The following is a 24,575-nucleotide window of genomic DNA, read 5'->3' on the forward strand; positions in this document are numbered from 1 at the left end:
GCTTTGGTAAAGAACGCCTTGATGCTTATGCGTGCTCGCTATGCAGCCTATGCACTTGATTTAAGCTCTTATATTATTAAAACCACCCATCCTGCGAGTCCACAATATGACGATGATCATGAAAAATGGGCAAAAGAAATCTCCCATTTTTCCAAAACCTTTCAGTTTAATCGATTAGAGGTGCTTTCTTTTAAAGAAAAGGAAAGGGTGGCTACTGTAACTTTTGTAGCACATATGTCTCAAAATGACCAAGATGCTACATTTACAGAGAGAAGCTACTTTGAAAAAATCAAAGATCGGTGGCTGTATAAAAACGGACAGCTTTGCAAAGGGCATGTCCCTAGTTTAATGACTACAGAACCATTAAAGGTATTGCCTCTTGCCTATTATGATGACCCTATTCTCCGAAAAAAGGCCGAACCAATTACAGCCATTACAGAAGATGTAAAAAAGCTCATCGAAGAGATGAAAGAGACAATGGATGCTTGCAATGGGATAGGTCTTGCCGCTCCTCAAGTTCATCATTCAATTAGGCTCTTTATGATCAGAGAGCCTACCAATAAAGAGCTAGATAAAAACAAAATAAAATGGGGCGAGGTAAAAGTATTTATCAATCCCAAAATATCTTCCCCTAGTAAAAAGAAATGGAAAAAATCTGAAGGATGTCTATCGATTCCAAATATTTATGCAGATGTAGAAAGAGCTCAAGAAATAACAGTTGAGTATATGAATATAGAGAGAAAAATCATTACACAGCGGTTTTTTGGTTGGGAAGCTAGAGTCATTCTGCATGAAAATGATCATATCAATGGCATCTTATTTATTGACCGACTAAGTCAACAAGAAGCTGAAAAGCTTACTCCTTTTTTAGAAAACTTAAAAAAACGCATACATAATAGCTTTATGTTGTAATACGCTTTTTTATGGGTTCTCTATAATTACACGCAAGAATTTCAAAGAGAAAATAATGAGCTTGGTTATTTCTAACACTTTTATTCAAACAATTCCCGTTAGAGTTGCAGGAATGGCTCTTGGTTATTGTACCTATGAAAGGTTTGCACAAATTGTAAATGCAAAATCTCCAACTGTACTCACTAATTTTTACCCTGTATGGGACTTTTTGCTGGTGCTTTAGCAATCACGCAGCAAGCTATTGTTAATATATGCTGTGGCGCTTCTTGTCTTGATTCCTTTATAAAATATGTACTAACAAAAGAACAGCTCGTAGCTAAAATCCCTTCGTTTTTGGAAGATATGCATGAGACTGTGGGTTTGGAAAATCACAATTATATTCCATTACCAAGTGCAGATTACCAGATAACGGTTTTTATTAATATGGCCCTTTCAACCTCGAAGTGCACAAAAAAGAACATATAAATACTTGAAAAAACATCTATTGTGCACCCGAGCATAGCATGTTTGTAGATAATCTCCTAAACACTTCTAGTGGAGTTTTGAAGTTGAGAGCCTTTCTAGGTCTGTTATTTAGTATAAGTTTCCACCCTTTCCATATCCTTGGAAGTCGTATCTAAAAAGCTTTGTGTTTTAGGAAAATATTGCCTAACTAGTCCGTTTGTATGCTCATTTAAGCCTCTTTCCCAAGAATGGTAGGGCGTTGCAAAGTAGAAAGTCTGACTCTAGCTCGAAACTAACCATTTGGTGATAGGCAAATTCTTTTCCGTTGTCTGCTGTTAATGTGTGTACAAAATCTTTGATAGGTTTAAGTTGTTCAATTAACGCTTGACTTACTTCCTCTGCAGTTTTATGAGAAACTTTGGCGAGCTTAATTTAGCTTGGAAGTTCTTTCTACCATTGATACAATTACGCCTTTATGTCCTGCCCCTATGACTGTATCTAGTTCCCAGTCTCCTAAACGAGTCTTTTTTTCTAAAATACAAGGTCGTTGCTTAATATCTATACGACCAGGGATGTTCCCTCTTCCAGAAGTTCCCTTTCTCTGCTTGTTATATTTTTTCCCTCGATGACGCAGCTCTCTATAAAAGCTGTCCTCCCTGTCGTTTATCTTTCCAGATATGATTATAGATGGTCTCATGACTAACATGTTCTTTACCATGTCTTTTAATCCATCCGGATATTTGTATAGGGCTTTATTGCAACTTGATTTTTTCTTCAATACGGGTAACTATTTGAGGAGTCATTTTTTTATTGGGCTGAGAATTTTTTCTAAGAAATGCTTTTTCTTGAGCTTGCTGATGACGGTATCCTCGTTGCCCTTTATTTCTCTTAAGTTCCCTACTAATAGTGCTATGATGAACTTTTAGAATGGTTACTATTAAGCTAGATGTATCTCCTCTAGCTTGTAAAATATAAATCTGATATCTCTTGGTCATAGGTTAGGTGATGGTAGCCTTTAGGCAAGGTCTCTTTTTGTGTTTGATTGTTAAAAATCACAATAGAGATTCTTTCATCTTCTTTTAATGAAAATAAAGTTAGGGAAATTTAGCATGACAGCCATCAGGCCAGATTTTTTTACACCCGTTCGCTTCGAAGAACCAAAAACAATTAAGCAATATATTCAGGAAGGGGTTGATAATTATTTTTATCTCAGCGGCAGATCTGTAGTTGTTATCCCTAGAGAAATTTTAAATGGTAGCCAGGCTGTAAGAATTATAAAAGATCAAGACCAAGGCAAAGTTAAACAAGTTATTCTTGGTGCTATCAAAGTTATCTCTTACATGATTGTGATCATCCCTTTGCTAATGCTTGTAGCAAAGGCCTCCTTTAGGCTTACCCATAAATTTCATATTGTATCGAAAGATAAATATGAATCCATAGTTAGACAAAAAAATTATTCTCTTGTAAAGAAAGTAAGCTTCTGGCGTCACTTTCTTTTTTCTTATAACAAGGCTATCGATGACGAGAAATGGAATAGCACCCAAGGGCTATCATTTTTGATAGCAGAATTTCAGACAATCAAAGGATCTTTTCATGCTTTATTAGCTGAAACAGAAAGTGAGCATACAGAATATCAAGAAAAAAAAGAGAACTTAAAAAACTTTATTTCTGAATTGATTGATCAGACAACAGAATCCTTAAGTGCTCTTCAGGAGAAAATACAAAATAAAACCCCTAGGGGTTTGGAAAATGTAGGTAATACCTGCTATATGAATTCTGCCCTTCAACCTCTTCTGGCTATAGGAAATTTTAAACAATTAATTCCAAATAGTGTAGCCCCCGAACCAGAAGACAGTTTTGAAGCGCGTAAAAACATTCTCGCTTCTTTTAAAGATTTTTTTGAAAGCTGGACAAATAAAGATAATGCAGCAAATCTGGGTCATAAGGTTGGAAATTTACGCAAAGAAATTTTCGAAGCAGGACTATCACAAGGTGGATTCACTAACAGCAGAGACCAAGACCAAGAAAGAGGGTTTCAAGATGCAGGGCAATTTTTTGAATTGATCCTTCATATTTTAGGTAAGGGTTTCCAGTTAGAAATAACAAGAACGCCTGTAATGAATGATGGAACGTCCATAGAGGCTAGAAAAACAGAAGAAACAACTCCCCAGGGAGTTTTTTATTTACAGTTGCCTGGTGATTCGCTTCAAGAAATCGTGAATGGATATCAAGCAGCTCTCGACCAAGAGGGTGAATGGCGAGTAGAAGATTCTCATTCTCAAAGCGAGATATTATTTTTTCGTTTTAAAGAAATGCAGAAAATTGTTGGCCCTGTACCTGAAATATTAGTTGTCGAGGTAAATAATCACGTTGTAAACCCCGAGCAGGATCATGTTATTAATTTTGCTCCTTTATTCAAAGAGCCTTCAGAAAATTGCGAGTACAAATTGGTCGGGTTTTCACAAAATCATCACCAGGTTCACTGGACTTCTGTAGTTTGGAAAGAAAACAATTGGTTCTACTGCAATGACGGTCAAACACAACAAGTACCTATAGAAAGCAATTTTTTTAAGCATCCTGCCAACTACATGATATTTCAAAAGCATGAAAATGGGTATCTCTAATAACACATTCCAGAAAAAGCGCATTTTTTAAATCAAGATCTGAAAAATTTGAAGTGTCGATTAAACAATTTTTGAATTTTATGGATAAAAACATTTTATCGCATTTGGAAAAGTCAACACCGAGGAGCTTGCAGTTTTAAAATTCAACATCTTGGAATCTTGTCCTAGACAGAACTTGAGTTGACAGACAGCACTTCATTGACAGTGTCAATTTGGTGTAATGTGTCTAGCATTTTCATTTGTGCTAGATGCTTTTTATCCACATCCATTTGCAGTTCTTCTAGACTATGATACACTTTTTGCCTAAATGCTGATGCAGAAAATTCATTTTGAATCGTCTGAGGAAACTTCTCACAGATTCCGTTGGTTTGAGGATGCCTTGCCTTTGTTCGAGTATGTTCAATATCCTCTATTGTAAGATAGAGCTCATATTCATGGTATTCCCGACTCCCACAGTACTCTGTCCCTCTACGGTTAAGTATTCTTAACACTCTTAACTCTTGTTCTTCAAACCAGGGTATTGTTTTATCATTTAATACTTCTGCTGCTACTAGTGCATTTTTTCTGTCATACAACTTAAGCAGAAGCAACTTTACTATAGGTGTCAATCACTGTTTGCTGATAGATCCTTCCCACACCTTTAATAGTGCCTACATAATAGGTATCTTGTGCAACAAGATAGCCAGGGTGTTGTGTTTCTATTTCACCATGCGCTTCTTTTTCTTCTTTAGCTTTTTCAAGCGCTCTTAATTGATCTTCTGTAAAGATCAAGTGATCTTGAGCTACTTTTGCTTCTAACGCCTTTAGAGCCTGTTTAAAATCTTTTCAAAAGTAGAGCAATAAAAGCAAGAACCACCATATTCAGGCTTGTATGTAGTTTTCTTTCGCAATTTTTCCATAGCCTGCGACATTTTTCTATCCACGCAAAAGAACGCTCTACAACCCATCTTTTGGGAATAACTGTAAAAGTATGAAGTGTATTTCTTTTGGCTATTTCTACTATACATCCTAATATCTCCTGCACACTCTTTGTAAATTTTTCTCCAGAATATCCTCCATCTGCTAAAACATTTTTTACACCGAACAAATGGTTTTTATGTAGTGAAAATGCTTCTATATATAATTTATTTAAACTTATAATTTGCTATACGCGAAATGCAGGAATCTTCATTCCCATAACACCAATCTGATTCAATTACTTTGTTGGCAACGTTTTGAGTTTTATTTTTTACTTGAGTTGCAGTAAAACCAACAACATCTCGTACTGTTTGCCTTGGAACCTGCGGGCATTTGTTAGCAACTGCTTGTTCTACTTTTGGAGTTACTGTCTCTTGGTATCTTTAGCTGATTTGTGATGATGAAGAGCACCGTCTTGTGTATAAGAATCAATTAAGTCAGCAACCGTTTTCTTGTGGTTCTGTTTTCCAAAATTGTATTTCCCCAGCTTGATTTGCCTTGTTGTTTCGTAAGACCAATCTAGTGCTTCCTGTTTTCTTTCAAAATGATCGCATACAGTAGGGTAGCCTTTTATGCGAATTACTGCTCGCCAAACTTTAGTGCTGTCTTTATTTATTCTTTGATAGACCGCCATAACTCAAACCTCTTTTTTATTGTTTTGGTTCGAGCAATTGAAGAGGTGCTTGTAAAGATTGTTTTTCGTTGCACCGTCATTGCACCGCCAAAACAAAATTAGAGTGGATCATTGAACTTAAGTCAAGCTAAAACCTGCTCACAGATACTTGTGAAGATATGGGGCAAGCAGGACTTGAACCTGCGACCGACGGGTTATGAGTCCGTTGCTCTAACCAACTGAGCTATTGCCCCTAAAAAGGCCTGAATGATAGCCAAAATTCAGCTAACATTGCAAGGGTTTTATGGATTTGCAAGGAAAATCTAGATAGGCTATCTAAAATATAAGATCTGAAGTTTGCATAGAAACAGAAAATTCGATATACAAAAGTCTTTTGGAGTATAATTTGATTTATGAAATTACGGCGGCTGGGACTGATTAGCTATGCATTGACTTGTTTTTCTCTGCAAGCATCGGAAGAAAAAGAAGAGATGGTTACAATCGAAATAGATAGAATTAGAACAGATATTTTAACGCGTACGGATAACTTATTAATCGATACTTTTGCTGATGCCACAGATCCTTATTTAGAAGGATATATTCAAGCATTAATCGATGTGCATTATTATGAGTATCAAGTTGTTGTGATTGTTAAAAACCATAAAGTTTACTTAGCAAATCTACCTAACAATGATCTTTTGTCAGAAAGTATCATCTCTTTTGTAGATGATCTACCAGGTGTAGAGTCTGTAGAGGTTGCAGATCTATCAGAAGCAGAGGAAGAAGCTAGAGAAGCCTATGTAGAACAACCTCGTTTAAATGGAATTTGGTTTCCTCAATCTACTGTTTTATTTGCCCCTTTGATAGCAGATCCTAGGCAGCCGGTTAACTCCGTAGCGGTTCGTTGGGGAGACCGAGTAATCGGTCACGATGTTGCAGCTATTTCTCTAGGGGATGATTTTCCGATTTTTCGTTGGCTGAATGTCTTTCGTTGTGAAGGAGACTTGCAAATCGGTATAGAAGCGGGTATTTGGTCTGTATTTAATTATTCTGATTCTTTAGGTCAGGGTAGAGGGTGGTGTGAGCTAATCAATACAGATTATCTTATAGCTATTCCTGTAACATATGCTTTGAACAGCTGGTCTTTTCGTTTAAGAATATATCATATCTCTTCTCACTTAGGAGATGAATTTTTATGCAATCATTCTGAGTTTTTAAAACATAGAAGAAATCCTAGTATGGAAGCAATTGACTTTTTCAGCTCCTATCAAGCTTCTAGTCATTTACGTCTTTATTTTGGACCCGGGGTTATTTTACATAGAGATCCCTCTTTTAATATGAAAACGCTATATGTCCAATATGGGGCAGAATTAAGGGTTTTTGGTAGTAAATTGTATTACCACCGTTTATATGGAACACCATTTTTTGCTATCCATGTAGAAAACTGGCAAGTCAGAGACTGGAATTTTGATGTAAGCATGAAATTAGGATACGAAATTAGTAAGTTGCAAGGAGTAGGCCGTAAAATGCGTATTTATGTGGAATATCATGATGGCTATTCTTATGAAGGGCAGTTTTTTAAAAAACGCACAGAATATGGTGGGATAGGGCTTTCTTGGGGATTCTAAGTCACGATTACAAACCCATCAGGGCTAGGTGGATATTCTGAACCAATAGGCAATGTACCTGAAAAGTATTGTTCATATATTTTAAGTCCTTGAGTAGCATTTTGTATGCAGTAAAAGCAATTGCTGACCCATTCAGATTCTTTAATAGTTCCTAGTTTTAGATTTGATTGGAAGCGAGAGGTGATTTTTTGCTGCCAGAAATGAGAGTCTCCAAATAAAAGAACAGGCGTGGGTGCGATAGAGCCCACTTTTCTTCTTACTTCTTCTAAACACTGTTCAAAATCGGTTCCAAATCCTCCTGGTAAGATAATCGGAAAATCTAAATTAAATTCCGCTTGTCTTTCTACAAGATGATCTAAGCGATAAGTCATTTTTGCTTTAACATAGGCATTTTGTTTTTGCTCTTGAATATTGAGATTATTGCTGTTGCGAAAGTCTACAAGATTTGCGCAGGATAAAACACCAATCCGTTCAGCTACTCTATTTCCCACTTCCATAATGCCAGGTCCTCCTCCGGTTACTAAAGCAATAGGAGTATTCTCATTTAAAAGAGGATGATTTAGAAAAGAGCGCATCTGTATTAAACCTTTTAATAAAGCGGTTAACTCTTCTTCAAAAATACCGGTAATTAGAGTAGATCCATATATGCCAAATGTTGTAGATCTAATAAATGCATCAACAAGCGGTCCGGGAACGAACATACCTGAATCTTTTCCTGGTTTTGGGGTATATTGTAGTACTTTATTTGTCGTGTCATCTACCCAATAGACCGGAATACCAAAACTGGCAAGGTCAAGCAAGAGAGATCTATCTTCATGAGAAAAGAAATTCCCATAAGCTAAAGAAGGTGTTTTAAAGAATATGCCTTTTAAGCAACGTTGAACAGAGTTGCTTAAAAGCATTCTTTTCATTAGAGGAGAGGGGAAGTAGCGGGTTAGCAAAATGCCCTGGCTGGTAATTAAGCCATCTTCAATATATTTTAAAAAGAGATAACAGGCCTGTTGTTCAATGTAGTTCTGCACTAAAAGGGCCTGTTCAGAGGGATGAAAAAGTCCTGGAAAGGGGGTTTTATGAGTATCTCTTACAATCCAATTTTTGGGTTTTAGATTTAATAACTGTTCCCCTTTAACGATAAAAACAGCAGTTCGGTGGTAAGAAGGGGTAGGCGCGGTTTCAAAAGCTTGAAAAAGTTTAGAAGAATCTTCTAAGCAATTTTGTAACTGGTCGCGATCGGTAAAAAACACATGTTCGCGGTGTGGCTCTAAAGTGTAAAATTCAATGGGGATAATCGATACATCTTCTTGAGAAGAACCGAATAACTCGTATACATCGCCAGATGCTGTTGTATCTGGCTCTAGAACATCTGCAGTTGTGTGTGTAACTGCTTTAGGTAAAAATTCGTTTACCACCTTGCCAAATGCCGTACGTATGTGAAGAGGAGCTGTTCGAACCAGTAGAATTTGATTTTCTTGTACTTGTCGTTTGGTGCCAGCTATCCAAGTTTGATCAAGCTGGATGAGTGTTCGCAAGCGAAAAGAAGGATGTATAAGAGCTTTGGATAAAGTGGGAAGTAGCCCTAAAATCGCTTTTTCATCGTAACTAAGAATGCCATTTTGCAGTGGTAAAAAGGCAACTGTACGCCCATCAATTTTTTCTAATAGCAGCTCATCTCTTCCTTTGTGACCAGCTAAAGAGAGTAAAGGTCTCCCTTTACGATCGCTGCGTTCAAACATACGCATCAGGTAATCAGGATCGCGTACCTTTCGTCTGGGATCAGCAGCGAATAGTTTCCCAATATAGGATCCTTGCTGGATAAAATCAAACAAAGCAAGGGCAATTTTTCCATAGGCTTGTAATTGCACTTTTGCCATAGCAAAAGCATTTTTTTCCTTTAGATCTATTTCTTGTAAAACAGCATTAAGCCCCAACTGTGCTAACGTGCTTTTTAGATTAAAGGTAATATGAACAGGGTCAATCCGAAATCCTACAAATGCAGGAGAAATATTTTGGATCTGGATTTCTACATTAAGCAGTTCTGAAAAGGGTCTATCCATTTTTGTTACTAGACCATCTGGAGTAATAAGGTCGTAATGATGTGCTAAAAGATAACTTTCCATGAAAAAAGAGCCTCATGCTTTTCTTTTTTTAGTGAAGCAGATTTTAGGCTTTAATAGGTAGCTCTTTTGCAGTTCTTGAGAATTAATTTTGTTAATGATACATTTAGAATTTGCTTTATTGATGCTTATATGATTAAAAAAAGTATTGGAATTCATGATGGGGCCTTTCATGCTGATGAGGTAACCGCTTGTGCTTTGCTTGTTCTATTTGACTTGGCAGATGGGGCCAAGATTGTCCGCACTCGCAATCTACAAAAACTGGCTTTGTGTGAATACGTCTGTGATGTGGGGGGTATATACGATCCTTCTTCCAAGCGCTTTGATCATCATCAAATAGATTACAAAGGAGAGTTGAGTAGTGCGGGAATGGTTTTGCTGTATTTGTTAGATCAAAAAAAACTAGATAGAGCGGTCTATGATTTTTTAAATAGCTCTTTAATAGCAGGAGTAGATGCGCATGACAATGGCAGAATAACCCCAGAGTTTGGTGTTTGTAATTTTTCTCAAGTAATTAGCAATTTTGTGCCAGTTGTTTACGATGCTCATGTACAAGACCTTGCTTTTCATGAAGCATTTACCTTTGTAAAAGGGCATTTAAAGCGGATTCTAGAAAGATTTTGCTATATCCAGACATGTCGTGAGAAAGTAGCTCAGGCGATGACGCTCAATCAAAAGTATCTTTTTTTCGAAGAAGCAATGCCTTGGATGGAATCTTTTTTTGAGCTAGGAGGAGAAAAACATCCTGCACTCTTTGTGATTATGCCTTCTCTTGGACATTGGAAATTGCGAGGTATTCCTCCTTGTATGGAAAAACGTATGCAGGTGCGGCTTCCACTTCCAGAAGAATGGGCTGGTCTTTTAGAAGAGGATTTAAAAAAAGCGTCTGCTATTTCAGGGGCTATTTTTTGTCACAAGGGAAGGTTTATTTCCGTTTGGGAGACTAAAGAGGATGCTTTTAAAGCATTGGAATATATATTAAAACGGTCTTGTTATGAGCACAATATTTGCTAGAATCATTCGGAAAGAGCTGCCCGCAACGGTTGTATTTGAAAACGAACGTATCTTAGCCATTGAAGACTTGCATCCTGTAGCTCCTATTCACATTCTGATTATGCCCAAAAAAGAAATCCCCAATTTTCAATCGATAGCTTCGGGGGACTGGCCTTTAATTCAGGAAATTTTCTCTGTGGCACAGGGCTTAGCTAAAAAATATCATATAGAGGAAGGATATCGATTTTTGACAAATAATGGAGAAAGAGCTGGTCAAACCATTTTTCATCTTCACTTTCATTTAATTGGAGGAAGAAGATTGAGTCTTCTGGCATGATGCGCTATTTCATTTCCTTTCTTCTATTTTCTTCTGTGTCTTTTGCTCTTACAGAAGGAAAACTAGAGAAGCGCATTTACTCCCATTTATTGATAGGGGATGATCTACAGGCAATTCAAGAGGCCAAAAAAGCCATAGAATCCTTTCCTAACTCTCTCATTTTACACAAAGCTCTACTTTATGCTTTGTGTCAATTTGGTAGCGAGATGCAAGCGTGGGATCAATGGTGTTATCTTTGCCCTTCCGTGCAAGATTATAAGAAAGAGCGACATTTGATCGAAATGCTCAGTTGGAGCGCTCTTAACAAAGGGCAATCCGCAACGCAGATTTCTGTGCGCTTTAATACTTTGATTGGAGCTGCTTTAACAAAAGATTCTAAAGCCATTCCCATGTTGCTCAAAGGTATGAGAGATTCTAATGCTCTACTACGCTCTAGTGCTATTAAGCTGTGCACCCAGTTCAAAGATGAGGTTTTTAAAGAAGAGTTAATAGCTCTGCTTAAACGGGAAAAAATTTGGTATGTGCGATTAGAAGCTATTCGAGCTATTGGAGCTTTACGCATATATGAGCTTATAGAGCCCTTGCAAGCAATTATTGAAGACCCTTGTAGCTTACCGGAAGAAAAAACAGCGGCTATGATGGCTGTAGTAGACATGTCCAATCAAATCAGTCGGCAAAAATTAGAAAACTTAATTACGCAATCCAGATCGCTTTTGCGTCAATTGGGAGCAGAAATCATTGCTCATTTTGAAAGAGCTCAAGATAGTGATCTTTTATTGCAGTTATTACACGATTCTTCAGCAGAAGTGCGTATATCAGCATTGAATGCTCTAGCGCTTCTACGTGTCAAATGCATTGAAAAAAAATCTATTCATAATCTAGTAGAGATTTGTGTAAAAGACTCTTCTCCACTTGTAGCCATTACCGCGGGATATCTATTATTAATCAATCAAGAAAAAACGGGCGAGATCACTCTTAATTATTGGTTGCAATCAGAGAACCTTAAGTGGCAGCGTTTGGCAGCAGCAGCTGTTGCTGCAAGCGGACGATTTGGCGTAGATTTAGCTTTTAAAAGTATCCATAAAGTAAAAGATCCTTATGCACGTTTGAATTTATGTATAGGTTTAATTGGCCAGCGTGCACACACTGCTATTGCCTCTGATACAATTTTTTCTATTATGTCTCAAGAATCAGGTCTGTGGATGTGGGATAAACAAACCCATTGCTTATTTTCTCCGATTGTTCCAAGCGATGTGACATATATAGAAACCATTCCTAATTACCCTCAGATAGTGGATCAACTGACGCGGCTAGATGTCTTATCGGTTTTGCACTTTGTTCAGTACCCAAAAGCACTGCAACTAACAAAAGATTTCTTGCGAAAAAAAGATTGGAATCTTACCGCTGCAGCAGCAGTTTTACTGCAAGAAGGGGATGAAAAAGCAGGTGAGCTTGTAAGTTCTCTACTCGATGATCCAGATGAAAAAGTGCGTATGCAGGCGGCTTTGGTTTTAGGACTTATGTATCGCGATCCAGTAGCTGTAGATGTTTTGCAAAAGGTTTACCCAAATGCAGATCAAAGAATAAAAATCACTATTTTAGAAGCTCTTGCGCAGATTGGAGATGCTAGTTCTATTCCTTTTCTATTAGAGATTTTAAAAGAGCCTTTTCAGACTTTACGTATTGTTGCAGCATCTGCGCTCATTCAGTGTTTATACCGCTAATTTATTTGCTTTGTTTAGTATAAAGCATTACATTAGATCTAATTTTATCTCATTTTATTTTATGACTATAACTACATCTTCTTATTCTGCGTCTAAAGGACGCTTGCTGTCAGCTGCTTTTTTAATTTCCGGAACTTGTGTAGGTGGAGGAATGTTAGCTTTGCCTGTGGAAACCTCTCAAATGGGTTTTTTTCCTTCTTTGCTAGCTATGGCTTTGACTTGGGTTTTTATGATGATATCGGGGTTATTGCTTGTAGAGGCAAATCTTTGGATGCCAAAGGGTGCTCACATAATGACTATGGCCTCGCACTTATTAGGAAAAATGGGTAAATGGCTCTGTGTAACTCTTTATTTATTCATGGCTTATGCCTCTTTAATTGCCTATAATAGCGGAGGAGCAGTCATTTTAATCAGATGTATAAAGATTTTTTTTAGTACTAGCATGACTTATGGCTCTGGTTGTGTATTGTTTGGGTTGCTGTTTGGAGTTTTGATTTATTTAGGTACTAAAAAAATTAGTAGAATAAATGTTTTGCTAATGGCTGGTATGATTCTATCTTACGTAGGGCTAGTTGGTTTTGGGTTTAAAGAAGTAAGCATTCATCGTTTGATCCAACAACAGTGGTCTTCTTTAGGCATGGCTTTTCCTCTACTTTTAGCCACTTTCAGTTATCAAATGATCATCCCTACACTTACCCCCTACCTGCATCGAGATCCCAAGAGTTTGCGTTTTGCGATCCTTTTAGGGACAACGATTCCTTTTTGTGCTTATGCTATTTGGCAGTGGATTGTTCTTGGTAGTGTGCCCTTAGTGGGATCTGGCGGGTTGCAAGAGGCTTTTGCTAAAGGGCAATCAGCTACAGAAGCTCTCTATGCTATTGTTTCTAATTCCTATTTTATCACTTTAGCAGAGAGCTTTGCCTTTTTTGCTTTAGTGACTTCTTATTTAGGTATAGCTCTTGGGTTATTTGATTTCTTAAAAGATGGTTTGAAATTGCAACAATGGATCTCTCATAAGCTCTCTATTGGGGCGCTAATTGTTCTTCCTGTAATCTTTTTTGCAGCAGCTTTTCCCAATGCTTTTGTGTTAGCTCTAGAGGTTTCTGGGGGCTTTGGCGATGCTTTGCTTAGCGGAATTATCCCCGCCTTAATGGTGTGGATGGGCCGTTATCGTAAGAGTTTAACCAGTATTTATCAAGTAACTGGAGGCAAAGGGTTGTTAGTAGCTATATTTTTCTGTTCTAGTTACGTTCTAGTTATTCAATGGATTAAATTGATAAAGTAAGAGGCCCCAGGTGACCGACCATTAAAAGCAATTTTTGACTAAATGGTCTCTGTATCTTAGTAGACGTAGCAGCTCGCATTTGCCTAGCGGGTTTTCCACACTTAAGTGATGTGTCCTTGGCTAATACCGCAAGTGCGACTTTCCTTAGCAAAGACAGATTTGCAGCGCCTATTTTATCTTGATAGCGATGTTTATCCTCTTCAAAAATAATATCTAGAGATAAATGAAGGCCATATTGATTGGCGAGGTCAGAAAAAGCAGTGGTCGGAAAGAGAAAACAAGCTTTGTAATTATTGATGCTCAAAGTGTTAAAAATACTGATACCGCGGAGAAGATAAGGATATGATGCAGGGAAAAAAATATCAGGAATAAAAAGACATATAGCAGTCGATACCCAAGGGCTTCCTCATGTATTCCCAAAAGATGGGTTGTAGAGCGTTTTTTTGCGTGGATAGAAAAATGTCACAGGCTATGGAAAAATTGCGAAAGAAAACTACATACAAGCTTAAATATGGTGGTTCTTGCTTTTATTGCTCTACTTTTGAAAAGATTTTAAAGTGAGGCCCATTCATAAAAGTAAATATATGCCTTACTAAAGCTTCAGGCGTTATGTTTGCCACCGCATCATGATAAAGGGTTTCTGGGTAATCATCAATAAGATTTGTAGAGCTTCCAGAAAGAGTGTCAAAAGTATTTCTAAAACGAATCAAAGGCTCTATTGTAAGTTTATTATGTAAAATTTCATTTAATCCCTGGATTTGATTTCTTTTCAAAGGGTCTTGATCAGAGATGATTAATAAATCTTTTTTTTCTCTAAGGCAACTGAGATTACCTGCAGCAACCGTATCAAATAGAGCAACCTTGAAGCATAGATCTATTTTTAAGAGCAATATTTGGTGTTGAAATTGAATAATTTCTTCTAATCTGGATTTGGGACTTGAAAGATTCGTGTGTATTAGCTCTTGTAGGCGTGCTTCTGCTTCGATGTATTTTTTCTCAACAAGTGAGGCATGAGACATTATGACTTTTTCAGGCTCAGAAAAGGAAGTTTTTTGATCTCTTTGGTATGTGTTTTGCATTTCTCTCAAGTCATTAGCAACTTTTCCCATTTCTTCTGCATTTTGAATCATATCGCTAGCTGTTTTAAGAAAGAACATTCCAGAGAACTGAGTAGTAATAGCTCCTGCTATTGATAACCAAAAGGGCAGCATCATTGTTTGAAGAGGGATAAAGCTTAGGAAAAAAGCCGTTGCAACTAAGCTTGATATAACCGTAGCTACATAATATAACTTTTTTTTATTTTCAAAATCAGCAGGGCTTTTGTGTAATTCTTCTTTAAGATGAAGAAGCACAGGGTGATTGGGAAAGTTTGAAGAAGTAATAGTCATAAATTAAATAACTAAAATTGTATGTTAAAATAATTTTAGAGTAAACAGTTAAATTAATTTACATTTTTAGTTAAAGCTTTTAAAGATTCTTGTTTCATGTGTAAAAATAAATTGGAAAGACCACTTGATCTACTAGGAGATAGGGCTGTATAAAGGCCGATCTCTTCTAAAAATAAAGGGGGGCATTTTAGGATTACTTCTGGGATTTCTCCTTGGTAGACAGAAAGCAAAAGAGCGGCAAGTCCTGCTGAAATAAGCGCTTCGGAATATACTTCAAAATGCATTTTTGTTTCTTTAAGATAGGAGCGAAGATACATAGTGCTTTGACACCCTTTGACCAAGTATTCAGGGGTTTTGTCTAAGAAAGGGTAAGGAGGCAAATTTTTTCCTAATTCAATAATTTTTTGATAGATCTCTTCGGGGACTATACAGGATTCAAAAGTTTTTTTTATAAGGATTTGCTTGCGAAGGCAACTTTCAAAAGTATGGGTTAAATCTATATTCATACAGGCAAGGATAACCTAATTGAAAATCTTAAGTCAAGAAAGTAATAATTCCCATTGACAATTTGCAGTAAATCGTGTTTGATGAATTCCGCATTTAGGTAAAATCTCTTGTTTATTACTAATAGCGGCTATTTTAAAGCTGAATTCAGTGTAGATAATTTTTTTAAAACACCTAAAACAGAATATATTACATTTTAAAACAAGCGCGTTATTTTTTATGCCAAAAGAAGACAAGATTAAAATTGATGGCACGGTAGAAGAGCTTCTTCCCAATATGACTTTTTCTGTTATTTTAGAAAACGGGCAGCGTGTTTTAGCTCATCTTTGCGGAAAAATGCGTGAGTGCAACATTCGCGTTTTTGTAGGAGATATTGTTACGGTTGAAATGTCCCTTTATGATTTGAGCAAAGGGCGTATCTTATATAGGAAGCGATAAGAAAACCGGTTTTTTTACGTAGGTATTGAATTTATTTGTCTTAAGGAATAAACTTTGTTGCTTTCGACTTAGAAAGAAGTCTCTTTATAAGGAGCAAGCAAAAGGTTTTATTATTAAAGCTTAAAAATCTTGCTCTATTAGGGCCCAGGTAGCTCAGTGGTAGAGCATTTGCATGGTAAGCAAAAGGTCGTAGGTTCAATTCCTATTCTGGGCAAAAAATTAGAAATATAAGCAACATATGCATACAGGAGCCTAACGGAGGATCTGATGGCCAAAGAAGCGTTTCAAAGAAATAAGCCCCACGTCAATATTGGGACAATTGGTCACGTTGACCATGGCAAAACCACACTAACAGCAGCAATCACCAAGATTCTTGCGCAAAAAGGGGGTGCAAAGTTTCGTGATTATGCATCTATTGATAATAGCCCTGAAGAAAAAGCGCGTGGAATCACCATTAACTCTTCTCACGTAGAATACGAAACAGAAAAACGTCACTATGCTCACGTAGACTGCCCAGGACATGCAGATTACGTTAAAAATATGATTACAGGAGCAGCTCAAATGGATGGAGCTATTCTTGTTGTAGCTGCAACTGATGGAGCAATGCCTCAGACAAAAGAGCATATTCTATTAGCTCGCCAAGTAGGTGTGCCTGCTATCGTAGTATTCTTGAATAAAATGGATATGATGAAAGGAGAAGAGGACCTTGTTGATCTCGTCGAAATGGAGCTACAAGAGCTATTGGAGAAGCAAGGTTATAAGAATGTTCCCATTGTACGAGGATCTGCTCTTAAAGCTTTGGAGAATCATGCTAAATCTTTAGAGGAAGAGGAGCTTGCAAAGAGTTCAGGAGGGCGCTCTAAAAGATCTTTAGAGGAAGAGTCTGTAGAAGCTGGCAAAGAGCTTGAGTCTGCAACAGAATGTATAGAACGCCTAATGAATGCTGTCGATGAAAGCATCCCCACTCCAAAACGAGATATAGAGAAGCCTTTCCTATTACCTATTGAAGATGTATTCTCTATTTCAGGACGCGGAACTGTTGCTACAGGTAGAGTCGAAAGAGGTGTAATTAAGCCCAATGATAAATTGCAAATAGTGGGGATAAAAGATACTCGTGAGACTGTGGCTACTAGCCTTGAGATGTTTTTAAAAGTTTTAGATAAAGCAGAAGCTGGAGAAAATGTAGGTGTTTTGTTGCGTGGTGTTGAAAAGAAAGACGTTGAGCGTGGTATGGTACTTGCTGCTCCTAACTCTTGTAAGCCTCATAGCAAATTTGAAGGAACTGTATACGTATTAAAAAAAGAAGAAGGAGGTCGTCATAAGCCCTTCTTTAGCAAATATCGTCCTCAGTTCTTCTTGCGTACGACCGATGTAACCGGAGCTGTTGCCCTTCCAGAAGGAACAGAAATGGTTATGCCAGGCGATAATGTAACTTTAACAGTAGAGTTAATTCAATCCGTTGCCATGGAAGAAGGAATGCGTTTTGCTATTCGTGAAGGCGGTAAAACAATTGGCGCAGGAACCATTACTAAGATTTTGAAATAGTGGTGTTTTAGAAAAATGTAAGCGAGTTCTTTTAAGAGCTCGCTATTTTGCTGTCAGGGGTGTGTAGCTCAGCCTGGCTAGAGCAGCGATCTCCAAAGTCGCCGGTCGGGGGTTCAAATCCCTCCGCACTCGATACAATATAAATTAAGGTGCTTTTATGTGTGCTATGGACACCAAACTAAATCCAACAAGATTGCCTTCAGATTTGCATGTGCAATCAGCCCTTAAGAAAAAGCCTACTTTAAGTTACATCCAAGGAATAAAAGCTGAGCTTAAAAAGGTGAGTTGGACGACAAAGGAAGAACTTATTTTGTCTACCAAGGTTGTCATTGCGGTAACCTTTGTTTGTGGAGTAGGGATTTATTTTGTGGATCTTCTTGTAAAGGGTGGCTTGAATTTTATTTCATATGTAACACATAAACTACTTGGTTAAAGTAATGAGGCTTCATGCATAAATGGTACGTCATACAAGTTGTCTCTGGTCAAGAAAAAAAGATCAAAAAATCTCTAGAAGAAAAGCGTATTGCAAGCGGAATGGATGAGATTCTTGAAGAAGTTCTCGTTCCGACTGAAAACGTGGCTGAGGTTAAGAATGGTCAACAAAAGATTAGCGAAAAAAAGTTATGGCCTGGCTATATACTTGTAAAAATGATTTTAACAGATGATTCTTGGCAGTATGTAAGTAAAACAAACGGCTTTTTAGGTTTTTTAGGTGGAGACAAACCTAATCCATTATCGCAAGAAGAAGTTAATGATATTTTAAAAGATCTCGAAGAAAAGAAAAAAGGGGTTGTTCAGAAACACAATATTACTATTGGAGATCAGGTAAAAATTACAGACGGTGTATTTATCAATTTTACCGGAAAAGTAATAGAGGTCTTCCACGAGAAGGGGCGCTTAAGCGTTATGGTTTCCATTTTTGGAAGAGACACTCGCGTTGATGATTTAGAATTTTGGCAAGTAGAACAACTGCCTACTGAATCTGAAGTAAACTAGTATTCAAGGAATGAAGAATGGCAAAAAAACTAAAGCTTTTAAAAAAAATTAAACTGCAGATTCCAGCTGGTAAAGCTAATCCTGCCCCTCCTATAGGACCCGCTCTTGGGGGTGCCGGAGTAAATATTATGGCTTTTTGCAAGGAATTCAATGCAAAGACACAGGATAAGGCTGGCGATATTTTGCCTGTTGAAATTTCTGTTTTTCAAGATAAAACATTTACGTTTATTACAAAGCAACCTCCTACTCCAAGAATGATTCTTAAAGAAGCGGGAATAGAAAAAGGCTCTAAAGTACCAAACCGCGACAAGGTGGGAAAGCTCAATAAAGAGCAGGTGATGAAAATCGCCAAAAACAAACGTTCTGATATGCGTGCTCGAACAGATGAAGCGGCTTGTAGGCTTGTAGAAGGTACAGCGCGTTCTATGGGAATAGATATTATATAAACTTTGAAGGAATAAAAATGCATCGAAGCAAAAGATTTCGGGAGATAGCCAGCAAAATCAAGCCTCATGAAAAGTATGATCTAGCGCAAGCTATCGAAATTTTAAAAAACTGTCCTCCGGTTAAATTTGACCAGTCGGTAGAGTTATCGCTTAAAACAAGCATCGATGCCCAGAAACCAGATCAACAGGTTCGTGGAACCGTTTCATTACCGAATGGAACTGGAAAACAAACCATTCTTGTTGTTTTTGCTAAAGGCGAAAAAATACAAGAAGCTCTTGATGCTGGCGCAGATTATGCTGGGAACGAGGAGTTATTTGAAAAAATCAAAAAAGGCTGGACCTCATTTGATGTTGTTATAGCAACACCTGACATGATGCGTGATTTAGGAAGATATGCAAAGATTTTAGGCCCAAGAGGGCTAATGCCTACTCCTAAGGCAGGAACTGTCACTAATGATGTCGCAAGCGTTTGCAAACAAGTGAAAATGGGTAGAATTGAATTTAGAACAGACAAACAAGGTGTGATTAACACTCTGATTGGAAAACTTTCTTTTTCACCAGAAAATCTTATAGAAAATATTACTGCTTTTTTAAACGCGATTGTTAGAGCTAAGCCATCTAGCGCTAAAGGACAATACATTCAATCTATCGTATTGTCGTCTACGATGGGACCTGGATTAAAAGTTGACTTAAGCGTAATTGCAGGACTACAGGGAACAAAGGGACAATAGCATGAGACAAGAAAAGCAATTACTTCTCAATGAGATTAAAGAAAAAATTGATGGTTCCAAGGCTCTTGTGCTAGCGCAATACCAATCCCTTGAGCCTAATGTTTCTGCAGATCTTCGTGCGAGTTTAGAGCAAACGGGTGCAGAATTAGAAGTTGTTAAAAAGAGAATACTCCTTAAAGCAGCGAAAAGTGCTGGAATCACTTTAAATACATTTGACATGCAAGGGCACATTGCGGTTGTTTTTGCAAGCCAAGATCCGATTCCAGCTACGAAGGTAATTTATAAATTTTGTCAAGACAATGAAAAAAATGTAGAGGTTGTTGGTGGATGTTTTGAAGGAGAAATTTGTTCTGCAGCAGATGTAAAGCAGATTTCGCAGCTACCAAACAAAGAAGAGATGCAAGCGCAACTCTTAAGCGTGCTTGAGGCCCCAATAGCGCAAGTACTATCGGTTGTGCAGTCTTTACTTACTAGTGTCATGTACTGTTTGGATAACAAAAGCCAACAAGAAAACTCGTAAATTTAAAACAAGAAGAGGTTGATCGTGAGTACCCAACAAAAAAATATTGAAGAATTAGTTGACTCTTTAAGTCACTTAAGCGTTTTAGATATGGCTAAGCTAAAAACGGCTCTTGAAGATAAATGGGGTGTAAAAGCAGCTGCTGCTGCTCCTATGATGATAGCGACCCAAGCTGCCGCCCCAGCTGCAGAGACCACTGTTGAATCTACCGAATTTGAGGTGTCCTTAATAAGCGCAGATCCAGATCCTAAAAAAAAGATAAGCCAGATTAAAGCGATCCGTGAAACTACAGGACTTGGTTTAAAAGAATCACAAAAGTTTATGGAAGATGCTTCTGCGACAACTCCAGGCATAATAAAAGCATCTTGTTCTAAACAAGAAGCTGATGAAATCTGCGCTAAGTTTAAAGAAGCAGGTGGAGAGATTAAAGTAAAAGGTCTTTAATTAGGTTTTCTTAAGAGCAAGTAGAGGTTATTTTATGACTTCTACTTGTGTTTTTTTTTGGTTTAGTTAAAGTTTTAGTATTTCATAACTTAAAGAGGTTATGAAAATAATAGAGAATTCTTACCTCATTCTAACAGACAAAGAGTAGGAGCCGTTTCAATGTTAAAAAGGCCGCCCCATAGGGTGAGTTTCCAAGACAGGAAAGAGATTATCGACCTGCCAAACCTGATTGAAATCCAAATTAAATCTTACAGTCAATTTCTTCAGGCAGATAAATTGCCTCATGAAAGAGAAAATGTTGGATTGCAAGAGGTTTTTACAGAAATTTTCCCCATCAAATCGTATGATGAAAAAACCATCCTTGAATACATTTCCTATACTTTAGGAGTTCCTAAGTATACGCCCGAAGAGTGCATTCGTCGCGGAATTACCTATAATGTTTTTTTGAAAGTTAAATTTCGACTGACCGATGAAACAGGTATTAAAGAAGAAGAGGTCTATATGGGGACCTTGCCTATAATGACTGATAAGGGCACTTTTATTATCAATGGTGCAGAGAGGGTAATTGTTTCTCAATTACATAGATCTCCCGGTATTTCCTTTGAACACGAAAGACATATAAAAGGTGTAAATATTTATTCTTTCCGAATCATTCCTTATAGAGGAAGCTGGTTAGAAGGAGCCTTTGATTCAAGTGATCATATTTATATTTATATCGATCGTAAAAAACGCAGACGTAAAATTCTAGCAACCTCTTTTATCCGTACTCTTGGATATTCTACAGATGCAGATATTATTGAAGAGTTTTTTAGCACGGTAAAAATTAAGATCCGTTCAGATAAGGATTTCCCAAAATTAGTAGGAAAGATTTTAGCAGAAGATGTTGTAGATGAAGAAAATGGTGTTATTTTTGGAAAAGCAGCAGAGAAGCTGACTACATCCATGTTAAAGCGCATGTTAGATGCGGGGATTTCCTCTGCGAGAATTGCTGAAGACGCAGATGAGACAAGTCCTGTTATTAAAATGTTAGCTAAAGATCCAACAGATTCTTACGAATCTGCTTTGAAAGATTTTTATCGTAAAATTAGACCAGGTGAACCAGCTACGCTTTCCAATGCGCGCTCTGCAATTATGCGACTATTCTTCGATCCAAAACGTTATAATTTAGGACGGGTTGGGCGCTATAAGCTCAATCACAAATTAAAATTTTCTACAGAAGATGAAGATTTAGATGTGGTTACCTTGCGTAAAGAAGATGTAATCGGTGCTGTCAGATATTTAATTCGTTTAAAGAAAGGTGATGAAGGGTTTGATATCGATGATATCGATCACTTAGGAAACCGTCGTGTTCGTTCTGTCGGTGAATTAATACAGAACCAATGCCGAGTAGGTCTTTCTCGAATGGAAAAAATTATTAAAGAAAGAATCAACTTATTCGACTTCACTTCTGACACATTAACCCCGGGTAAAGTGGTTTCAGCCAAAGGCTTAGCTGGTGTTTTAAAAGATTTCTTTGGAAGATCTCAACTTTCTCAGTTCATGGATCAAAATAACCCTATTGCAGAGTTAACGCATAAAAGACGTCTTTCTTCCCTAGGACCAGGTGGCCTTAATCGTGAAAGAGCTGGCTTTGAAGTTCGAGATGTGCATCCCAGCCATTATGGTCGTATTTGTCCTATTGAAACGCCAGAGGGTCCAAACATTGGCTTGATTACCTCTCTTGCTGCATTTGCTAAGCTCAATGAATTTAGTTTTATTGAAACTCCTTATCGCATTGTAAGAGATGGACTCGTGACGGATGAAATCGAGTACATGGATGCAGACCAAGAAAAAAATTGTGTGATTGCACAAGCATCTACTGCTTTGGATGAACATAATCTATTTATCGATTCTATTTGCTGGGCCAGACACAAAGGTGAACCTCTAAAAATTGAAACGAGTAAAGTGACGCATATGGATGTTTCTTCGAAACAACCAGTTTCTATTGTTACCGGTTTAATTCCTTTCTTAGAACACGACGATGCTAATAGAGCTTTGATGGGCTCTAACATGCAACGTCAAGCTGTGCCTCTTTTACAAACGGAAGCCCCCATTGTAGGGACAGGTCTTGAATCTAGAGCTGCTCGAGATTCTGGAGCTATTATTTTGGCAGAAGAAGACGGTCTTGTTGAGTTCGTGGATGGGTTTCAGATTGTAATTGCCGCTAAGTCGAATCCTTTACTTAAAAAGACGTATCATTTGAAAAAATTTATGCGATCTAATGCGGGAACTTGCATTAATCAAACCCCACTTTGCGCTAATGGAGATGTGATAGAAGCAGGGGATATCATTGCAGATGGACCTGCTACCGATAAAGGGGAAATCGCTCTAGGTAAGAACGTCTTAGTAGCGTTTATGCCCTGGTGTGGTTATAACTTTGAAGATGCGATTATTATTTCAGAGAAACTTGTTAAACAAGGAGCGTACGATTCTGTCTTAATTGAAGAATTTGAAGCTCAAGCGCAAGTTACTAAAATTGGTAAAGAAGAAATTACACCGGATATTCCTAATGTTTCAGAGTATCCTTTAAGACATTTAGATAAAACCGGTGTGGCTCGTAAGGGAGCTAAAGTTGTACAAGGGGATTACCTAGTTGGTAAAACCGTTCCAAAAGTAGAAGATAACGCTCCTTTAGAAAAAAAACTGCTTTGCGCTATTTTTGAAGAAAAAGGCGATGAAGTAAAAGATGCTTCTTTAATTGCTCCTCCAGGAACATCTGGGGTTGTCATGGATGTAAGGGTCTTTACCCGTAGAGATCGTTTATCCAAAACAGATGATGAGTTAGTAGAGGAAGCCACTCGTATTAAAGATATTCATCAAGAGTTTAAAGCTAAAGAATCAAAGCTCATTATAGAATTTCATGAGCAAGTAGGCGCTCTTTTATTAGGAGAAGCTGCTCCAGCACCCATTATGCATCGTAAAACAGGTGATATTCTGATTAAAGAAGAAGAGATTATCACTCAAGAGATGATTGAACTTCTAGAAGAGGAAAAGCCTGAAGACTTAATCATCGGGGAAGCAGAAGAGTATGACACTCTTAAAAAATTGATGCGTGAGTTTGATTCACAAATGCAGGCTTTACAGCAGCAGCATAAAACGGAAATTGAATTTATTCGCAAGGGAGATACCGAATTAGATCCAGGGGTTATTCGTCAAGTTAAAATCTATGTTGCTTCAAAGCGTAAGTTAGAAGTGGGAGATAAAATGGCAGGGCGCCATGGAAATAAAGGGGTTGTTTCTAAGATTGTTCCCGAGCAAGATATGCCCTATTTAAACAATGGAGAAACCATTGAAATGATTTTAAATCCTCTAGGTGTTCCTTCTCGTATGAATATGGGACAGTTATTAGAAACTCATCTTGGGTATGCAGCTAAAAAAGCAGGGATTTATGTAAAAAGTCCTGTTTTTGAAGGATTTCCAGAATCTCGTATTTGGGCAATGATGAAAGAAAACGGCCTTCCTTCTAATGGAAAGAGCTATTTATATGATGGACGCACAGGAGAGCGTTTTGAAAACCCTGTTGTGTGTGGCTACATATACATGCTTAAATTAAATCACTTAGCTGCTGATAAAATTCACGCTCGTTCAGTTGGTCCTTATTCACTTGTTACGCAACAGCCATTAGGGGGAAAAGCCCAGATGGGAGGACAAAGATTTGGAGAGATGGAGGTTTGGGGATTAGAAGCCTATGGTGCTGGTTATACGTTGCAAGAATTAGTAACTGTTAAATCAGACGCTGTGGAAGCAAGGCTTCGTGCTTATGAATTAATTGTAACAGGCGAAAACCTTCTATGGACCAGGGTCCCAGAGTCTTATAATGTACTTGAAAAAGAGATACGTGGTCTTGGAATAGATATGTGTGCCGTGTCAGCAGAAGAAGAGTAAAACTTGGA

At 37.7% G+C, this 24,575-nt stretch carries 21 protein-coding genes, 3 tRNA genes and 4 pseudogenes; 20 read left to right on the forward strand and 8 right to left on the reverse strand.

All coding sequences use genetic code 11. The features are described from left to right. Nucleotides 1-27: 27 nt before the first annotated feature. On the forward strand, nt 28-912 hold the full coding sequence (gene def / locus RHABOEDO_RS04495; protein WP_245397568.1) for a peptide deformylase: 885 nt from the start codon (nt 28-30) through the stop codon (nt 910-912). A 55-nt stretch (nt 913-967) separates the two neighbouring features. Next, nucleotides 968-1,135: a hypothetical protein gene (locus RHABOEDO_RS04500; RefSeq protein WP_220017815.1), complete on the forward strand. Its 168-nt coding sequence runs from the start codon at nt 968-970 to the stop codon at nt 1,133-1,135. Nucleotides 1,136-1,393: 258 nt separating this feature from the next. On the opposite strand, the pseudogene RHABOEDO_RS11720 reads toward RHABOEDO_RS04500, so the two are convergent. Further along, a pseudogene (locus RHABOEDO_RS11720) lies at nt 1,394-2,379 on the reverse strand (IS30 family transposase). 86 nt (nt 2,380-2,465) lie between these two features. On the opposite strand from RHABOEDO_RS11720, the gene RHABOEDO_RS04515 reads away from it, so the two are divergent. Continuing rightward, nucleotides 2,466-3,980 (forward strand): ubiquitin carboxyl-terminal hydrolase family protein, encoded by a 1,515-nt coding sequence (locus tag RHABOEDO_RS04515; protein WP_215217750.1) that lies wholly within the window; start codon nt 2,466-2,468, stop codon nt 3,978-3,980. 254 nt (nt 3,981-4,234) lie between these two features. On the opposite strand, the pseudogene RHABOEDO_RS10770 reads toward RHABOEDO_RS04515, so the two are convergent. From RHABOEDO_RS10770 to RHABOEDO_RS04540, 4 genes and pseudogenes are all read right to left on the reverse strand, one after another. Next, nucleotides 4,235-4,805 (reverse strand): annotated as a pseudogene (locus RHABOEDO_RS10770) (transposase family protein); the annotation flags it as partial. Further along, nucleotides 4,795-5,067 (reverse strand): annotated as a pseudogene (locus RHABOEDO_RS04530) (transposase); the annotation flags it as partial. The pseudogenes RHABOEDO_RS10770 and RHABOEDO_RS04530, both read right to left, overlap by 11 nt. A gap of 234 nt (nt 5,068-5,301) precedes the next feature. Continuing rightward, on the reverse strand, nt 5,302-5,571 hold the full coding sequence (locus RHABOEDO_RS04535) for a hypothetical protein (RefSeq protein WP_215216584.1): 270 nt from the start codon (nt 5,569-5,571) through the stop codon (nt 5,302-5,304). Nucleotides 5,572-5,730: 159 nt separating this feature from the next. Beyond that, nucleotides 5,731-5,804: transfer RNA gene (locus tag RHABOEDO_RS04540), tRNA-Ile, on the reverse strand. A 159-nt stretch (nt 5,805-5,963) separates the two neighbouring features. Here RHABOEDO_RS04540 and RHABOEDO_RS04545 point away from each other — a divergent pair. Next, nucleotides 5,964-7,178: a DUF1207 domain-containing protein gene (locus RHABOEDO_RS04545; protein WP_215216585.1), complete on the forward strand. Its 1,215-nt coding sequence runs from the start codon at nt 5,964-5,966 to the stop codon at nt 7,176-7,178. On the opposite strand, the gene RHABOEDO_RS04550 is transcribed toward RHABOEDO_RS04545, so the two are convergent. Then, nucleotides 7,175-9,295 carry an LOG family protein gene (locus RHABOEDO_RS04550; protein ID WP_215216586.1) on the reverse strand — a complete coding sequence of 707 codons (2,121 nt, stop codon included), beginning with the start codon at nt 9,293-9,295 and terminating at the stop codon, nt 7,175-7,177. The two genes, RHABOEDO_RS04545 and RHABOEDO_RS04550, sit on opposite strands and share 4 nt — an antisense overlap. Before the next feature lie 129 nt (nt 9,296-9,424). On the opposite strand from RHABOEDO_RS04550, the gene RHABOEDO_RS04555 reads away from it, so the two are divergent. The 5 genes and pseudogenes from RHABOEDO_RS04555 to RHABOEDO_RS04575 all read left to right on the forward strand — a co-directional run. Then, nucleotides 9,425-10,306 carry an MYG1 family protein gene (locus tag RHABOEDO_RS04555; protein WP_215216587.1) on the forward strand — a complete coding sequence of 294 codons (882 nt, stop codon included), beginning with the start codon at nt 9,425-9,427 and terminating at the stop codon, nt 10,304-10,306. Beyond that, the gene (locus RHABOEDO_RS04560) at nt 10,287-10,622 is read left to right on the forward strand and encodes an HIT domain-containing protein (RefSeq protein ID WP_215216588.1); all 336 of its coding nucleotides are present in this window, start codon (nt 10,287-10,289) and stop codon (nt 10,620-10,622) included. The genes RHABOEDO_RS04555 and RHABOEDO_RS04560 overlap by 20 nt, the downstream gene beginning before the upstream one ends. Continuing rightward, the gene (locus RHABOEDO_RS04565; RefSeq protein ID WP_220017820.1) at nt 10,622-12,346 is read left to right on the forward strand and encodes a HEAT repeat domain-containing protein; all 1,725 of its coding nucleotides are present in this window, start codon (nt 10,622-10,624) and stop codon (nt 12,344-12,346) included. Before RHABOEDO_RS04560 ends, RHABOEDO_RS04565 begins: the two co-directional genes overlap by 1 nt. Nucleotides 12,347-12,407: 61 nt before the next feature. Then, nucleotides 12,408-13,631, forward strand: coding sequence for an amino acid permease (locus tag RHABOEDO_RS04570; protein ID WP_215216590.1), 1,224 nt, complete (start codon nt 12,408-12,410; stop codon nt 13,629-13,631). Between the two features lie 235 nt (nt 13,632-13,866). After that, nucleotides 13,867-14,187, forward strand: a pseudogene (locus tag RHABOEDO_RS04575) (transposase); the annotation flags it as partial. Here RHABOEDO_RS04575 and RHABOEDO_RS04580 read toward each other — a convergent pair. Both RHABOEDO_RS04580 and RHABOEDO_RS04585 read right to left on the reverse strand, forming a co-directional pair. Next, entirely contained in the window at nt 14,159-15,019 is an 861-nt protein-coding gene (locus RHABOEDO_RS04580) for a hypothetical protein (RefSeq protein WP_215216591.1), read from the reverse strand. The pseudogene RHABOEDO_RS04575 and the gene RHABOEDO_RS04580 overlap by 29 nt on opposite strands. 53 nt (nt 15,020-15,072) lie before the next feature. Continuing rightward, a complete protein-coding gene (locus RHABOEDO_RS04585) occupies nt 15,073-15,525 on the reverse strand; it encodes a SufE family protein (protein WP_215216592.1) in 453 nt (150 codons plus the stop codon). A 217-nt stretch (nt 15,526-15,742) separates the two neighbouring features. On the opposite strand from RHABOEDO_RS04585, the gene infA reads away from it, so the two are divergent. The 11 genes from infA (at nt 15,743) to rpoB (ending at nt 24,567) form a co-directional block, all read left to right on the forward strand. Beyond that, nucleotides 15,743-15,961 (forward strand): translation initiation factor IF-1, encoded by a 219-nt coding sequence (gene infA, locus RHABOEDO_RS04590; RefSeq protein WP_215216593.1) that lies wholly within the window; start codon nt 15,743-15,745, stop codon nt 15,959-15,961. Between the two features lie 142 nt (nt 15,962-16,103). Then, nucleotides 16,104-16,175 (forward strand) — tRNA-Thr (locus RHABOEDO_RS04595). Nucleotides 16,176-16,228: 53 nt separating this feature from the next. Continuing rightward, nucleotides 16,229-17,506 carry an elongation factor Tu gene (gene tuf, locus RHABOEDO_RS04600; RefSeq protein WP_215216594.1) on the forward strand — a complete coding sequence of 426 codons (1,278 nt, stop codon included), beginning with the start codon at nt 16,229-16,231 and terminating at the stop codon, nt 17,504-17,506. Nucleotides 17,507-17,563: 57 nt separating this feature from the next. After that, nucleotides 17,564-17,638, forward strand: a tRNA-Trp gene (locus RHABOEDO_RS04605). A gap of 34 nt (nt 17,639-17,672) precedes the next feature. Then, nucleotides 17,673-17,939 carry a preprotein translocase subunit SecE gene (gene secE / locus RHABOEDO_RS04610; RefSeq protein ID WP_215216595.1) on the forward strand — a complete coding sequence of 89 codons (267 nt, stop codon included), beginning with the start codon at nt 17,673-17,675 and terminating at the stop codon, nt 17,937-17,939. Between the two features lie 14 nt (nt 17,940-17,953). Continuing rightward, nucleotides 17,954-18,502, forward strand: coding sequence for a transcription termination/antitermination protein NusG (gene nusG / locus RHABOEDO_RS04615; RefSeq protein WP_215216596.1), 549 nt, complete (start codon nt 17,954-17,956; stop codon nt 18,500-18,502). A 17-nt stretch (nt 18,503-18,519) separates the two neighbouring features. Continuing rightward, nucleotides 18,520-18,948 carry a 50S ribosomal protein L11 gene (gene rplK, locus RHABOEDO_RS04620; protein WP_215216597.1) on the forward strand — a complete coding sequence of 143 codons (429 nt, stop codon included), beginning with the start codon at nt 18,520-18,522 and terminating at the stop codon, nt 18,946-18,948. Nucleotides 18,949-18,965: 17 nt separating this feature from the next. Further along, nucleotides 18,966-19,679, forward strand: a complete 714-nt coding sequence (gene rplA, locus RHABOEDO_RS04625) for a 50S ribosomal protein L1 (RefSeq protein ID WP_215216598.1) — start codon at nt 18,966-18,968, stop codon at nt 19,677-19,679. Between the two features lies 1 nt (nt 19,680). Continuing rightward, a complete protein-coding gene (gene rplJ / locus RHABOEDO_RS04630) occupies nt 19,681-20,199 on the forward strand; it encodes a 50S ribosomal protein L10 (RefSeq protein ID WP_215216599.1) in 519 nt (172 codons plus the stop codon). Between the two features lie 24 nt (nt 20,200-20,223). Then, nucleotides 20,224-20,643, forward strand: coding sequence for a 50S ribosomal protein L7/L12 (gene rplL / locus RHABOEDO_RS04635; protein ID WP_245397569.1), 420 nt, complete (start codon nt 20,224-20,226; stop codon nt 20,641-20,643). 159 nt (nt 20,644-20,802) lie between these two features. After that, nucleotides 20,803-24,567, forward strand: coding sequence for a DNA-directed RNA polymerase subunit beta (gene rpoB / locus RHABOEDO_RS04640; RefSeq protein WP_215216600.1), 3,765 nt, complete (start codon nt 20,803-20,805; stop codon nt 24,565-24,567). Nucleotides 24,568-24,575 lie beyond the last annotated feature (8 nt).

The organism is Candidatus Rhabdochlamydia oedothoracis (assembly GCF_019453995.1).
In the GTDB taxonomy this organism is placed as follows: domain Bacteria; phylum Chlamydiota; class Chlamydiia; order Chlamydiales; family Rhabdochlamydiaceae; genus Rhabdochlamydia; species Rhabdochlamydia oedothoracis.

Bases quoted from the DNA above. Each gene is read 5' to 3' on its own strand.
- def (WP_245397568.1), top strand. From the start codon at position 28: ATGCGTGCTCGCTATGCAGCCTATGCACTTGATTTAAGCTCTTATATT.
- RHABOEDO_RS04500 (WP_220017815.1), top strand. From the start codon at position 968: ATGAGCTTGGTTATTTCTAACACTTTTATTCAAACAATTCCCGTTAGA.
- RHABOEDO_RS04515 (WP_215217750.1), top strand. From the start codon at position 2,466: ATGACAGCCATCAGGCCAGATTTTTTTACACCCGTTCGCTTCGAAGAA.
- RHABOEDO_RS04535 (WP_215216584.1), bottom strand. From the start codon at position 5,571: ATGGCGGTCTATCAAAGAATAAATAAAGACAGCACTAAAGTTTGGCGA.
- RHABOEDO_RS04545 (WP_215216585.1), top strand. From the start codon at position 5,964: ATGAAATTACGGCGGCTGGGACTGATTAGCTATGCATTGACTTGTTTT.
- RHABOEDO_RS04550 (WP_215216586.1), bottom strand. From the start codon at position 9,295: ATGGAAAGTTATCTTTTAGCACATCATTACGACCTTATTACTCCAGAT.
- RHABOEDO_RS04555 (WP_215216587.1), top strand. From the start codon at position 9,425: ATGATTAAAAAAAGTATTGGAATTCATGATGGGGCCTTTCATGCTGAT.
- RHABOEDO_RS04560 (WP_215216588.1), top strand. From the start codon at position 10,287: ATGAGCACAATATTTGCTAGAATCATTCGGAAAGAGCTGCCCGCAACG.
- RHABOEDO_RS04565 (WP_220017820.1), top strand. From the start codon at position 10,622: ATGCGCTATTTCATTTCCTTTCTTCTATTTTCTTCTGTGTCTTTTGCT.
- RHABOEDO_RS04570 (WP_215216590.1), top strand. From the start codon at position 12,408: ATGACTATAACTACATCTTCTTATTCTGCGTCTAAAGGACGCTTGCTG.
- RHABOEDO_RS04580 (WP_215216591.1), bottom strand. From the start codon at position 15,019: ATGACTATTACTTCTTCAAACTTTCCCAATCACCCTGTGCTTCTTCAT.
- RHABOEDO_RS04585 (WP_215216592.1), bottom strand. From the start codon at position 15,525: ATGAATATAGATTTAACCCATACTTTTGAAAGTTGCCTTCGCAAGCAA.
- infA (WP_215216593.1), top strand. From the start codon at position 15,743: ATGCCAAAAGAAGACAAGATTAAAATTGATGGCACGGTAGAAGAGCTT.
- tuf (WP_215216594.1), top strand. From the start codon at position 16,229: ATGGCCAAAGAAGCGTTTCAAAGAAATAAGCCCCACGTCAATATTGGG.
- secE (WP_215216595.1), top strand. From the start codon at position 17,673: ATGGACACCAAACTAAATCCAACAAGATTGCCTTCAGATTTGCATGTG.
- nusG (WP_215216596.1), top strand. From the start codon at position 17,954: ATGCATAAATGGTACGTCATACAAGTTGTCTCTGGTCAAGAAAAAAAG.
- rplK (WP_215216597.1), top strand. From the start codon at position 18,520: ATGGCAAAAAAACTAAAGCTTTTAAAAAAAATTAAACTGCAGATTCCA.
- rplA (WP_215216598.1), top strand. From the start codon at position 18,966: ATGCATCGAAGCAAAAGATTTCGGGAGATAGCCAGCAAAATCAAGCCT.
- rplJ (WP_215216599.1), top strand. From the start codon at position 19,681: ATGAGACAAGAAAAGCAATTACTTCTCAATGAGATTAAAGAAAAAATT.
- rpoB (WP_215216600.1), top strand. From the start codon at position 20,803: ATGTTAAAAAGGCCGCCCCATAGGGTGAGTTTCCAAGACAGGAAAGAG.